The sequence below is a fragment of the Micrococcus flavus genome (genome assembly GCF_014204815.1).
GTDB lineage: Bacteria > Actinomycetota > Actinomycetes > Actinomycetales > Micrococcaceae > Micrococcus > Micrococcus flavus.
The window spans coordinates 1,881,139-1,894,372 of sequence record NZ_JACHMC010000001.1 but is presented as its reverse complement, the minus strand read 5'-3'; the positions used below and the strand labels follow the sequence as shown (position 1 = coordinate 1,894,372).

The following is a 13,234-nucleotide window of genomic DNA, read 5'->3' as shown; positions in this document are numbered from 1 at the left end:
ACGTCCCGCGCGGCCCCGGACCCGGCCCTGGCGCCCGGGCCCGGGCGGTGCGACGATGTGCCCATGATGGGTGTGGACCAGGGGATGACCGGGTTCCTGATCGGCTCCGGGTGGCTGGGGCTGCTCGCGTGCCTCGTGCTCGGGGGCGTGGCCACGCAGGTGTTGGCCCATGCGGGCCGTCGCCGGGTGCAGGGTCGGCCGTGGGCGGTGTCCGGGGCCGTCGGCTGGCTGCTGCTGGCCGTCGGGGTCGCGGCGGCGTTGAGCTCGTGGGGCACGTTCTTCGGCTTCATGGGTGTGGCGTTCGCCGTCGTCACCGCGCTGGGCGCCGTCACCTCGTTCACCGCGGGGGCCCGCGCGCAGGAGCGCCTCCGCGAGCAGGAGGAGCACGCCGCTCGCCTCGGCGCGGCGTACGCCCGCGGGGCGGGGTCCGCGGCGGCTCTGCGCACGGAGCCGCCGGCGTCGCCCCCGCCGGCGGGGGAGCGGCCGGACTGGTACACCCCCGGTGACCCGGACGGTCCCGCCCGGCCCTGACGGGTGCCTCGCCGGCCGGGAGGACGCACTCTGTGGCGCGACATGCCGCGCCGGTAGAGTGACGGCAGAAACACTGCATCCACGACTCTCGAGGGGCGCGGACCGCGTCCTGAGCGAAGGAGAGAGCATCCGCATGTCGAAGATCATCTACACGCTGACCGACGAGGCGCCCATGCTGGCCACCGCCTCCCTGCTGCCGATCGTCCGCGCGTACGCGGGCACCGCCGGCGTCGAGCTGGAGACCCGGGACATCTCCCTGGCCGGCCGCATCCTGGCCGCGTTCCGGGACGTCCTCCCGGAAGACCAGCGCACCGAGGACGCCCTCGCCGAGCTCGGCGCGATGGTGAAGACCCCCGAGGCGAACGTCATCAAGCTGCCGAACATCTCCGCGTCCGTGCCGCAGCTGCGCGCCGCCATCAAGGAGCTGCAGGCCGACGGCTACGCGCTCCCCGAGTACCCGGACGAGCCCAAGACCGACGAGGAGAAGGACGCCAAGGCGCGCTACGACTCCGTCAAGGGCTCCGCCGTGAACCCGGTGCTGCGCGAGGGCAACTCGGACCGCCGCGCCCCCAAGGCCGTGAAAAACTACGCCAAGAAGTTCCCCCACTCGATGGGCGAGTGGAGCAAGGACTCCAAGACCGCCGTCGCCACCATGGGCGAGAACGACTTCCGCGCGAACGAGAAGTCGGTGACCCTGCCGGCCGACGACGTGCTCTCCATCGAGTTCACGGGCAAGGACGGTCAGACGAAGGTCCTCAAGGAGGGCCTGAAGGTCCTCGCGGGCGAGGTCGTGGACGGCACGTTCATGTCCGCCAAGGCCCTGGACGCGTTCCTCGCCGAGCAGGTGGCGCGCGCCAAGGAGGAGGGCATCCTGTTCTCCGCGCACCTGAAGGCCACCATGATGAAGGTGTCCGACCCGGTGATCTTCGGCCACGTGGTGAAGGCCTACTTCGCCGACCTGTTCGCGCAGTACGGGGAGCAGCTGGCCGCCGCCGGCCTGGACCCGAACAACGGCCTGGCCGCGATCGAGGGCGGCCTGGACCAGCTCGACGCCGAGACCGCCGAGGGTGTGCGCGCCGCCATCGCCGCCGCCTACGAGAACGGCCCGGACGTGGCCATGGTGAACTCCGCCAAGGGCATCACCAACCTCCACGTGCCCTCCGATGTGATCGTGGACGCCTCCATGCCCGCCATGATCCGCACCTCCGGCCGCATGTGGAACAAGGACGACCAGACCCAGGACACCCTGGCCGTCATCCCGGACTCCTCCTACGCCGGCGTCTACCAGGCCGTGATCGACGACTGCAGGGCCAACGGCGCCTACGACCCGACCACCATGGGCACCGTGCCGAACGTGGGCCTCATGGCGCAGAAGGCCGAGGAGTACGGCTCGCACGACAAGACGTTCATCATGGACGCCGCGGGCACGGTGGCCGTGAAGAACTCCGCCGGGGAGACCCTGCTCTCCCACGAGGTCGAGGCCGGCGACATCTGGCGCGCCTGCCAGACCAAGGACGTCCCGGTGCGCGACTGGGTGAAGCTGGCCGTGACCCGCGCCCGCGCGTCCCAGACCCCGGCCGTGTTCTGGCTGGACGAGACCCGCGCCCACGACCGCGAGCTCATCACGAAGGTCGAGGAGTACCTCAAGGAGCACGACACCGAGGACCTGGACATCCGGATCATGTCCCCGGTGGAGGCCACGAAGTTCACCGTGGAGCGCATGCGCCGCGGCGAGGACACCATCACGGTGACCGGCAACGTGCTGCGTGACTACAACACGGACCTGTTCCCGATCCTCGAGCTGGGCACCTCCGCGAAGATGCTCTCGGTCGTCCCGCTGCTCAACGGCGGCGGCCTGTTCGAGACCGGTGCGGGCGGCTCCGCCCCGAAGCACGTGCAGCAGCTGGTGGAGGAGAACCACCTGCGCTGGGACTCCCTCGGCGAGTTCCTCGCGCTGGCCGTGTCCTTCGAGCACGAGGCGGTCGCGAACGAGAACCACCGCGCGCAGGTCCTGGCGGACACCCTCGACGCCGCCACGGGCACCCTGCTGATCGAGGGCAAGTCCCCGCAGCGCAAGGTCGGCGAGCTGGACAACCGCGGCAGCCACTTCTACCTGGCGCTGTACTGGGCCCGCGAGCTGGCGAAACAGACCGAGGACGCCGAGCTGGCAGCCGCGGCGAAGCCGATCGCCGAGGAGCTCGCCGCCCACGAGCAGAAGATCGTGGACGAGCTCAACGGCGTCCAGGGAGCGCCGGCCGACATCGGCGGCTACTACTCGCCGGAGATGGAGAAGGTCTCGAGCGTGATGCGCCCCTCCGAGACGCTCAACGCGATCATCGCCAAGCTCGCGAAGTGAGCTGAGCACTCAGCGCCCCGATCGAGCGCGGGGCGGACGCCCCCGGTTCCCGTCAGGGAGCCGGGGGCGTCCGCGCGTCCGGGGCAGGCGACGGGGCAGCGGACCCCGGACGGCGCGGGCCGGCGTCGCTAGCATGAGGCCATGAGCCCGTATAAGCCGTTCGACCTGTCCTCCGTCCCGTTCATGACGGGCACCGCCCCCGCCCTGGACGTCGACTCCCTCGCCGCGGAGCCGATCGAGCAGTTCCACCGCTGGATCCGCGAGGCCGTGGAGGGGGGCGTGCCGGAGGCCACCACCGTCACCTTCGCCACCGTGGACGCCCACGACCACCCGGACGCCCGCACCGTCATCCTGCAGGCCGCCGATGAGCAGGGGTTCTCCGTGGCCGGCCACGGGGCCACGGGCAAGGCCGCCCAGGTGGCCGCACACCCGTCCGCGGCGCTGAACTTCTGGTGGCAGCCCGCCCTGCGCGCCGTGCGCGTGCGCGGCGCCGTCAGCACCGCCGAGCTTCCCGAGGGTGCCCGCCTGTGGACGGTCCGTCCCGAGCGCGTCGAGTTCTGGCAGGGCTCGCCCGCCGACCAGCAGCATGTGCGGATCGTCTACACCGCGGACGCGCAGGGCGGCTTCGTCCGCGAGGTCACGCGCGGCTGAGGCAGCGGTCCGGCACTCGGCTCGGTCGGACCGCCTGGCCGGCCCGACACTGAACCTCATGCGCACCGCGAGAGGTTCTCTCCGTCCATGGGGAGGGAGAGACCGGCGTGCTCAACGCGGTTGCCGTGGCGTCTCCCTCAAGGGTCTGCTTCAGGGGAGTCCGTCGTCGTCGTCTGGCCTCACCTATTCGATGAGGGGAGAGCAGATGGCTGATAACTCCGGATCCACGATTCTCAAAACCACCAAGCCGGATGGATCGCGGTGGTTGCAGATGTACACGAGAAATGGGGTGCAATGGGTCCCATGGGTGCCGTGGGATGAGGAGGGGGATGCCGCCCCCGACCGCAGACTCCCCCAGGCGGTGCCAGCCCGCTGCACGTCGCCCTGGCGGTGGCGGACGTGTCCACACAGATCATGACGGCACCGGAGGTGCGCCGACAACGACAGTTGGCCGAGGCCATCCATGAGGAACGTCGCCTCGATTGGCTCCAGGACATGTTGGTGCGCTTCGCCAAGGCCAGCTCTGCCTGAGGCGGCATCGACCTGCACGCCGCGGAGTACCTGGGGCGGGAGGCTCAGCTGACTTTTGAGGCCGTACAGTCGAACAAGCGTGCTGCCATTCCACAGTCATTCCTGTTCGACATCTCCGCAGTGCAGGAATCACTGGCGGCCGTGAGGGGATCCCTGTACGGCAATGTCATCCTGGCCACCGACGGGAGCCATCCTGAGGTGGCGCAGTGCATCTCTGAAGTATCTCAGGGAAAGAGCATTGACATGGGATTCATCGCCGATCTGGCTGAGGACCCTGCTGCGGTGTGGAATCGGGTTGTGGCAGGAGAGGGGGCTGCGAGGAGGGTGGCCCTCACCCCTGAGGTGCCGTCTTCACCGGACGCTTGTGCGCAGCGACTCTTCGTTTCGAACGAAGTGGATGTCTACACGCGAGGCGGGCAGGCCCACGGAGTACCGGGGGCCCTCAATGCCATCCACGAGAAGATGACATCCATCCTCTCCCTGTGGGCTGGACCCGGCGGAGACGGTGTGAACGTGGCGACCGACCGTGCCCAGCCATTCCGAGAGCTCGCTCTGCTCGCCGCAGAGGTGACCCGGGCCCGGTCGCTGCATGCTGCAGAGGTCTGCAGGTACCTCGTTGACCTTGACGTCCTCCGTGCCGCCCCAAGCATGGAGTGACGTGACCTCGAGGTTCCGCGAAGTCGAGGCGTGACGGATGTCGGGGGACTGTGCGGAGTGGGAATCCGATCTGCTCGCCGGCCTGGCCGATCAACCAGTGGACCTCCCGCTGTGCGCAGGGCCGTGTCCTCAGGACGAGGTCCCGCGCACAACAGGAGGTTCTTTCCGTCCTACCCCTCAGGCGTGGCGCGCCTCGTGCTCCAGGAGCGCCGCCTTCGCCGCGGGCCCGTAGAGGTAGCTCCCGGTCCCGCCCGCGGCGGGCACCACGCGATGGCACGGCACGACGACGGCGGCCAGGTTGGCGGCGCACGCCCCGCCTGCCGCGCGCACGGCCCGCGGTGACCCGGCCCGTGCGGCCAGCTCGCCGTACGTGACGGGGGCGCCGGGGGGCACCGAGCGCAGCGCTGCCCACGCGTCCTGACGGAAGCCGGTGCCGGGCTGCACCACGGGGAGGGCGTCGAGCGCGGCCACGTCCCCGGCCGCGTACGCCGCGAGCGCGTCCGCCACCGGCTGGTCCACGCCGTCCCGCGGCTCCACGGGCCGCGGGTCCATCTCCCGCTCCGCCGTCTCCGGGGCGATCGCCTCGAGCCGGTCCATGAGCTCGAGCAGCAGGCGGCCGACGGCGGCCGCCGGGGGCTCCTCGTCCCGGGGGACGGCGACGCCCGAGGCCCGGACCGCGCCGTCCTCGGGGGAGTAGACGGCCACGAGGGTCATCTCCGTGTCCGGCAGGGCGGCGGCGGTCCAGCGCAGCTCGGGGAGCATCGCGGCGGGGTGGGTCATGGCTTCCTCACGGGACGGCGTCGTCGGTCGTCCTCATTCTCCCGTGACACGGCGGGACCTGATGTCGCGTCCGGGGCGTGTGCCACAGTGGGCCCATGACGCAGACCCGTGTGTTCGAGCACCGCACCCTCCTGGCCCACCCCCGCGAGACCGTCTGGGGGTGGATGGCCGGCCCCGGCGCGCTGCAACGCATGAACCCGCCCTTCGCGTCCGAGCTGGTCTCCGGCCCCACGGACGGCCTGGCGGTGGGCTCCGAGACGCGGCTGCGCATCGCGGCCCCGGGCGGTGCCGGCCTGTTCGCGGACACCGCGGACGGCTTCCTCAAGGGGACGCTCCCGGCGGGGCTGGCGCGGCGGATTCCGGCGGCGGCCACGCCCAAGGTCCCGTGGACCGCTCGGCACACCGCGTACGAGGACGGCCGGATGTTCCGGGACGAGATGGTCTCCGGCCCCCTCGCCGCATGGACCCACACCCACCTGTTCGAGGACGCGGCCCCCGGCGAGGCGGACGCCCCGGACGGGCGCCCCGGCACGGTGGTGCTGGACCGCGTGGAGTACGCGCTGCCCGCGCAGTCCCTGCTCAGCCGGGTGCCCGGCGTGGGCGCCGCGGCCGCCGGGAAGGCGCACGAGCTGTTCGAGGCCGAGCTGCGCCGCCAGTTCGCCTACCGCGGGCGCGTGCTGGCCGAGGACCTCGACTTCCACGCCGCCCACCCCGGACCGCTCACCGGCGGTCCGCGCCGCACCGTGGCCGTCACGGGCGCCGGCGGCATGATCGGCACCCAGCTGTGCGCCCTGCTGACCTCCGGCGGGCACCGCGTGATCCGCCTCGTGCGGGACCCGCAGGCCGTCACGGGGGAGGACACCGCCCTGTGGGACCCCCTGCGCGGCACCGTGGACGTCGAGGCCCTGCGCGCGGCCGACGTCGTGGTGAACCTGGCGGGCGAGCCCATCGCGGGGCGGTTCACCCCCGAGCACAAGGAGGCGGTCCACGCCTCCCGCGTGCAGGGCACCCGGACGCTCGTGCAGGCGATCGCGGCGCTCGACCCGGCGGGGCGGCCGGACCTGGTGAACGGCTCGGCCGTCGGCTGGTACGGCGCGGACGCCGGGACGGGGCCCTACGGGTCGGGTCTGGTGGAGGACCTCCCGGCCGGGGACGACTTCCTCGCGGAGGTGGTCTCGGACTGGGAGGCCGAGGCGGTGGCCGCCGAGGCGCTGGGCGTCCGGGTCGCGCGTGTGCGCATCGGCGTCGTGCTCTCCCCGGCCGGCGGCATGCTCCAGCGGATGCTCCCGCTGTTCCTGCTCGGTGTCGGCGGGCCGATGGCCACCGCCGGTGGGCAGAGCCACGACGGCAGCCCGTGGATCAGCTGGATCGGCCTGGACGACATCGTGGGGATCCTGGCCCACGCCGTGCTGGACGACGCCGTCTCGGGCGCCTACAACGGCACCGCCCCCGAGCCGGTCACCGCCAAGGAGTTCGCCCGCACCCTCGGGAGCGTGCTGCGCCGTCCGGCGGTCCTGCCCGTGCCCTCCTTCGGTCCCCGGCTGCTCCTGGGCGCCGAGGGGGCCGCGGAGACGGTGGAGGCCGACCAGAAGGCCGTGGCGGAGAAGATCCTCGCGACCGGCTACGAGATGCGGGCGCCGGCCCTGGAGGGCGCGCTGCGCCACGTCCTGGGGCGCTGAGCCCGCCCCCGGACGGCCCGCCGGGAGGCCGGCGCAGGCTGGGAGGACCGCGCGGTTCAGTCCTGCAGGGCGCCGGTCTCCCGGATGAGCTGGCCCAGGGCGGTGTACGCGTCCCGGGCCAGGGCCTCCCACAGCACCAGCGCCAGCCGCGGGGAGGCCTCCTGCAGGGCGTACATGACCTGGGCGGTGAGCACGCGCGTGGTCACCCGGCCCCGCGCGCGCACCGTGGAGGGCTGCCGGCCCGGCTGGCCGAGGGCCGACTCGCCGAAGGTCATCCCGGGGGTGAGGACGGTGCGGCGGACCCGCCGGCCGCCGGTGCCCTGGCCCGTGAGCTCCACGCGCCCGGAGGTGATCACGTAGATCCCGCCGAAGGGCTGGCCCGCGCGGCGGATGATCTGCCCGTCCTCGTACACGCGGTCGTCCATCATGGACTCCAGCGTCCGGGCGTCCTCCTCGGAGAGGTGCTGGAGCAGCGGGGCCATGGCGGCCTCCTCGGCGGTCTCCGGCAGCAGCTCGGGCGCGTGCCGGGCCAGCAGTCGCTGCTCGGCCCACTGCGCCGCCCGGGAGCGGGAGTCGAAGAACCGGAAGGCGGCCCCGGTGCTCGCCGGGCGGGTCTCGTCCCCGTCGTCGGTGCGGGGGTCCGGCAAGTCCACGCCGTCCTCCTCGGCCGCGGCGAGCAGGGCCTCCATCGTGTCCGTGTCCCGGTCCACCACGAGCACGTCCAGCCCGTCCGCAAGCGCCCCGGCGAACCACTGGGCCACGATCCCGTGGGCGGCGCGGGACACGGAGCTGACGGAGCGGATGTCCAGCACGAGGGTCTCGAGGGCCTTCGGCAGGGTGCGCAGCACGTGGGCCAGCGCGTCCACCTGGCTGAACCCCACGTGTCCGCCGAGCTCGATCACGTGGGCGCGGTCGGCGTGCGCGGCGAGGGCCTCGAGCACCCGCGCGGTGCGCATGGACCCGGACGGCGCCTGGTCGAGGCGGTAGTGCGAGCGGAAGGCCGCCCGGGGGGAGCCGGCGGCCTGGGAGGGGTGCAGCTCGAAGTCCCGGACCAGGGTCCGCAGGGTCTCCAGCGCCGCCCGGGGGAGGACGTCGTCGTCCTCGGCCTCGCGGGCCGAGTGGACGGCGATCCCCATGTGTCCGGGCACCACCACCAGGACGGTGCCGCCGCGGGAGGAGACCCAGCCGGGCTGGCCGACGTCGAACGCCCATGCCCCGTCCAGGGTGTCCATGCCGCACGCGTCCAGGGTGGACAGCACCGCGCGGACGGTCTCTGCGCCGAGGACGCGCTCACCCGTGACGGGGTGCACGCCGTGGGCGGCGAGGGTGCCGGCCAGCAGGGCCAGGTCCGCCACGGTCACGGGGGCGGCACGGAGCAGGGCCACGTCCTCGAGCACCGCCTCGGGGTCCGCGTCCAGCGTCCCCGCCGAACGCAGCAGCCACGCCGCGGCCCGCGTGTGGTGCTGCGCGCGGGACTCGGCGCGCACGGCCGCCTCCGTCGGCGCGGTCTCCCTCCCGATCAGGGCCGCCAGCAGCTGCAGCAGGCGGGCCCCGCGGTCCCGACCGCCGCGGCCCTTGAGCATGCCGGCCAGGGTGACCACGCCCGCGTTCTGCAGCGCGTGCAGCGGGCGACCCGTGCCCGGCTCGAGCTCGAGGCGGTGCAGCTCGTCCGCCCGCGGCACCGTGGCCACGGCCTCGCCCACGCGCTCGGGGCCGAGGTCCTCCACGGCCAGCGCGAGCACCACCGGGGCGGCCAGGGATGCCAGGACGACGGGCTCGATCGGCCCGGCCGTGTAGTGGTCCCCGCCGACGGTGGTGACGGCGACCGCGAGGGCGCCCGCGTCGCCGCCGGCGGGGTGGGCGGCGACGAGGCGGTCGAGGCGGTGCTGCACGGGGGACTCCATGGCGCCAGCCTAGTCGGCGGGCATCCGCCGCACAGCGTGCCCGGGCCCGCCGCCGACCGGGGCGGACACGGACCAGAATGGGGGACGATGACCGCCTCCGACCCCGCCTCCGGACCGCTGACCCCCGCCGCCCGCCGCGCCCTCACGACGGCGGCCGGCCGCCTGACCGCGGACCTCGCCGTGCGCGGCGTGATGCCCGCCCTCGAGGACGCGCTGTCCGCGCGCGGGGCGGCCGTGGTCCACGCCCCGCCCGGGACGGGCAAGACCACCGCGGTCCCGCCCGCGGTGGCCCTGGGCCTGCCCGCGGACGCCGGGGGGCGGGTGCTGGTCACCCAGCCGCGGCGCGTGGCGGTGCGCGCGGCCTGGCGGCGCCTGCACGGGGCGCTGCGGGAGGCCGGCCTGCCCCGGGCGGAGGCGGACGCGGCCGTGGGCTACGCCGTGCGCGGGGACGCCGTCGGCGGCGGCCGGGCCGCCGTGGAGTTCGTGACCCCGGGCCTGCTGGTGCGCCGCCTGCTGGGCGACCCGGGGCTGGAGGGGGTGGGCGCCGTCGTCCTGGACGAGGTCCACGAGCGGGACCTGGACACGGACGTGCTGTTCGCGCTCCTGGCGGACCTGCGCCAGCTGCGGCCCGAGCTGCGCCTGCTGGCCATGTCCGCCACGCTGGACGCCGAGGCCCTCGCCGCGCGCTGGGCCCGCGGCATGGGGGAGCCGCCCGTGCCGGTGGTGCGCACCCCGGCCGTGCAGCACCCCCTGACGGAGGAGCACGCGCCGTTCGGCGCGCCCCGACTGACCCCCGAGGGCCGCGTGGACCGGGCGTTCCTGGACCACGTGGCGCGCGTGGCCGTCGGTGCGCACGCCCGCGCCCTCGCTGCGGACCCGGACGTGGACGCGCTCGTGTTCCTGCCGGGGGTGGCCGAAGCGGAGGACGTCGCCGGTCGGATCCGCGCCCTCGCGCCGGACACCGAGGTCCGGGTGCTGCACGGCCGCCAGGAGCCCGAGGAGCAGGACGCCGCCCTGGCCGGCCGTGCCCCCGGCGGGCCCGCGCGCGTGGTGGTGGCCACCGCCGTGGCCGAGTCCTCCCTCACCGTGCCCGGCGTCCGCCTCGTGATCGACTCCGGGCTCGCCCGTGAGCCCCGCCGGGACCGGGCCCGCGGCATGACCGGACTGGCCACCGTGCAGGCCGCCCGCGCCTCCGCCGGCCAGCGTGCCGGCCGCGCCGCCCGCCTGGGGCCGGGCACGGTGGTCCGCTGCCACTCCGCCGCGGCCCTCGGCGCCGCCCCGGCCGCCCCCACGCCCGCGCTCGCGGTGGCGGACCTGGACGCCGTGGCCCTGGCCTTCGCCGCCTGGGGCGCCCCCGGCGGGGAGGGCCTGGTGCTGCCCGAGGACCCCCCGGCCGACGCGCTGGCCGCCGCCATGGACCGGCTCACCGCCCTCGGCGCGGTGGACGGGGACGGCCGCGTCACCGCGCACGGCCGCATGCTCGTCGCCCTGCCCGTGGACCCGGCCCTCGGCCACGCCCTGCTCGCGGGAGCCGACTGGGTGGGCGAGGCCGCCGCCGCGGAGACGACGGCGGCGCTCGCCCTGGACCTGCGCCCGGACGGGGCGGACCTCGAGGGCCTCCTCTCGGCCCTGCGCGCCGGCCGGCACCCCGAGTCCCGCCGATGGCGGCGCGAGGCGGACCGGCTCGCGCGGACGGTCCGCCGCCCGGAGGCGGCGTCCGGGACGTCCAGGACGACGCCGTCGGGCGCCTGCGCCCACCCCGTGGGCACCGTGGTGGCGCTCGCCGCGCCCGGCCGGGTGGCGCGCCGGGTGCCGGGGACGGAGACGTGGCTGCTGGCCTCGGGCACCCGCGCGGCCCTGCCCCGCGGTGCCGAGGCGCTCCGCGGCCAGGAGTGGCTCGCCGTGGCGGAGGCCGGCCGGGTCACCGGAGAGGCCGCGGGCACCGGGGCTCTGATCCGGGCCGCCGCGCCCCTGGACGAGGCCACCGCGCGGGCCGCCGCCGCGGCCCTGCTGCACGAGGAGACCGTCGCCTCGTGGTCGGGGGATCGGCTCGTGGGCCGGCGCCGGAGCCTGCTCGGCCGGATCGTCCTGACGGAGGGCCCCGGCGCGGTGACGGTCCAGGCCGCGCGGGAGGCCGTCGTCGGACGGCTGGCCGAGGGGGGCCTGGCCGCCCTCCAGGGCGGCACCGCGGAGCGGCCGGGGGAGCGGCTGCGCCGACGCGTGCACCTGCTGCACCGCGTCCTGGGGGACCCGTGGCCGGACCTGTCGGACCGGGCACTCGCGGACCTCGAGCCGTTCGTCGCGGCGGTGGGCGCCGAGCTCGCCGCGGGCCGGTCCGCAGGCTCCGTGGACGTCGCCGGCCTGCTGCGCGGGCTCCTGCCCTGGCCGGAGGCGGGGCGCCTGGACGAGCTGGCGCCGGAGGGCCTCGAGGTGCCCAGCGGCCGGCGGGTGCGCGTGGACTACCCCGCCACGGACCAGGAGGCCGCCCCCGTCCTGGCCGCCAAGCTCCAGGAGTTCCTCGGCGCCGAGGCCACGCCCGCGGTCGCGGACGGCCGCCTGCCGGTGCTGCTGCACCTGCTCTCCCCGGCCGGCCGCCCGCTCGCGGTGACCGCGGACCTCCCCTCCTTCTGGGCGGGCCCGTACGCCCACGTCCGGGCGGAGAACCGGGGCCGCTACCCCAAGCATCCCTGGCCGGAGGACCCGGCGACGGCCCGGCCCACGGCTCTGACGAACAGCCGTCTGCGGCGGTGACGCACAGTGTCGCACGTCACCCCCAGGGGATAGGATGCTCGTCACACTCCACCGAGGAAGAATGAGGTCGAGCACTGATGAGACAGATCCGGTCCCGGGCCGCGCGGGGGGCCTCCCTGGCCTCCGTGGCGGCCGTCGGGGCGCTCCTGATGGCCGGCTGCGCGCCGGCGGAGGAGAACCCCACCCTCACCTGGTACACGAACCCCGACGACGGCGGGCAGGCGGAGATCGCAGAGATCTGCACCGACGCCGCGGGCGGTCGGTACACGATCCAGACGTCGATGCTCCCCAACGACGCGGCGTCGCAGCGCGAGCAGCTGACCCGGCGCCTGGCGGCCGGTGACACGTCCATGGACATCATGTCCCTGGACCCGCCGTTCATCCCCGAGCTGGCCGAGCCGGGCTTCCTCGCCCCCGTGCCGCAGGACGTCCAGGAGCACGCGAAGGCGAACACGCTCGAGGGCGCGCTCGCCGGCGCGATGTGGAAGGACGAGATGGTGTCCGTCCCGTTCTGGGCCAACACGCAGCTGCTCTGGTACCGCAAGTCGGTCGCGGAGGAGGCGGGCCTGGACATGTCCCAGCCCGTGACGTGGGACCAGCTCATCGAGGCCGCCCGCCAGACGGACACCGAGCTCGGCGTGCAGGGCAACCGCGCCGAGTCCATGACCGTGTGGGTGAACGCCCTCGTGGAGGGCGGCGGCGAGAGCATCATCGCCGATCCCGCCGCTCCGGCGGACGAGGTCCAGACCAATCTCGACTCCGAGGCCGGCCGCAAGGCCGCCGAGATCATCTCCACCATCGGCAGGGAGGGTCTCGGCTCCGCCGGTCTGCCCACCCAGGCTGAGAACGAGTCCATGCTCCTGTTCCAGGGCGACACCGGCTCCTTCATGGTCAACTGGCCCTTCGTGTGGCCGGCCACCCTGAAGTCGGCCGAGTCCGGCGCGCTGCCGGCGGACCTGCCGGAGGACATCGGCTGGGCGATGTACCCGCAGACCATGGAGGGCCAGGAGGCCGCCCCGCCGTTGGGCGGCATCAACCTGGGCGTGGGCGCAAAGTCCGCGCACCAGGACCTGGCCTACGACGCGATCTCGTGCATCACGAGCGCCGAGAACCAGGCCCTGTACTTCAAGGGCAACGGCAACCCGGCCGCGGATCCGAAGGCCTACGAGGACCCCGAGGTGCTCGAGCAGTACCCCATGGCCCCGCTGGTGCGTGACTCCCTCGACCAGGCGGCCCCGCGTCCCCAGACCCCGTACTACAACGAGGTCTCCACGGCGATCCAGCTGAGCTTCACGCCGCCGTCGGCGGTCGACCCGGCCACCACGCCGGCCGCCACCGATCAGTTCATCGAGGAAGTCCTGCGAGGGGAGCGTCTGCTGTGAGCACCGCCGTCG

At 74.5% G+C, this 13,234-nt stretch carries 10 protein-coding genes; 8 read left to right on the top strand and 2 right to left on the bottom strand.

Features of this window, described 5'->3' with window-relative positions:
• The first annotated feature begins 63 nt into the window (after positions 1 to 63).
• From BJ976_RS08790 to BJ976_RS08775, 5 genes are all read left to right on the top strand, one after another.
• Entirely contained in the window at positions 64 to 531 is a 468-nt protein-coding gene (locus tag BJ976_RS08790) for a hypothetical protein (RefSeq protein WP_135030044.1), read from the top strand.
• A gap of 133 nt (positions 532 to 664) precedes the next feature.
• A complete protein-coding gene (locus BJ976_RS08785) occupies positions 665 to 2,887 on the top strand; it encodes an NADP-dependent isocitrate dehydrogenase (protein ID WP_135030046.1) in 2,223 nt (740 codons plus the stop codon).
• A gap of 141 nt (positions 2,888 to 3,028) precedes the next feature.
• Complete coding sequence (locus BJ976_RS08780; protein WP_135030048.1) at positions 3,029 to 3,538, top strand: pyridoxamine 5'-phosphate oxidase family protein; 510 nt, start codon at positions 3,029 to 3,031, stop codon at positions 3,536 to 3,538.
• 399 nt (positions 3,539 to 3,937) lie between these two features.
• Entirely contained in the window at positions 3,938 to 4,069 is a 132-nt protein-coding gene (locus tag BJ976_RS12050; protein WP_260399201.1) for a hypothetical protein, read from the top strand.
• A 141-nt stretch (positions 4,070 to 4,210) separates the two neighbouring features.
• On the top strand, positions 4,211 to 4,726 hold the full coding sequence (locus BJ976_RS08775) for a hypothetical protein (protein WP_135030050.1): 516 nt from the start codon (positions 4,211 to 4,213) through the stop codon (positions 4,724 to 4,726).
• A 177-nt stretch (positions 4,727 to 4,903) separates the two neighbouring features.
• Here BJ976_RS08775 and BJ976_RS08770 read toward each other — a convergent pair whose 3' ends face one another.
• On the bottom strand, positions 4,904 to 5,506 hold the full coding sequence (locus BJ976_RS08770; protein ID WP_229667216.1) for a methylated-DNA--[protein]-cysteine S-methyltransferase: 603 nt from the start codon (positions 5,504 to 5,506) through the stop codon (positions 4,904 to 4,906).
• Positions 5,507 to 5,601: 95 nt separating this feature from the next.
• Here BJ976_RS08770 and BJ976_RS08765 point away from each other — a divergent pair, with 95 nt between their 5' ends.
• The gene (locus BJ976_RS08765) at positions 5,602 to 7,185 is read left to right on the top strand and encodes a TIGR01777 family oxidoreductase (protein ID WP_135030052.1); all 1,584 of its coding nucleotides are present in this window, start codon (positions 5,602 to 5,604) and stop codon (positions 7,183 to 7,185) included.
• Positions 7,186 to 7,241: 56 nt separating this feature from the next.
• On the opposite strand, the gene BJ976_RS08760 is transcribed toward BJ976_RS08765, so the two are convergent.
• Positions 7,242 to 9,089, bottom strand: coding sequence for a glutaminase (locus BJ976_RS08760; RefSeq protein ID WP_135030054.1), 1,848 nt, complete (start codon positions 9,087 to 9,089; stop codon positions 7,242 to 7,244).
• Positions 9,090 to 9,176: 87 nt separating this feature from the next.
• Between BJ976_RS08760 and hrpB the strand changes: the two genes are divergently transcribed.
• Both hrpB and BJ976_RS08750 read left to right on the top strand, forming a co-directional pair.
• Positions 9,177 to 11,840, top strand: coding sequence for an ATP-dependent helicase HrpB (gene hrpB, locus BJ976_RS08755; protein WP_135030056.1), 2,664 nt, complete (start codon positions 9,177 to 9,179; stop codon positions 11,838 to 11,840).
• 77 nt (positions 11,841 to 11,917) lie between these two features.
• The gene (locus BJ976_RS08750; RefSeq protein WP_135030058.1) at positions 11,918 to 13,222 is read left to right on the top strand and encodes an extracellular solute-binding protein; all 1,305 of its coding nucleotides are present in this window, start codon (positions 11,918 to 11,920) and stop codon (positions 13,220 to 13,222) included.
• Positions 13,223 to 13,234 lie beyond the last annotated feature (12 nt).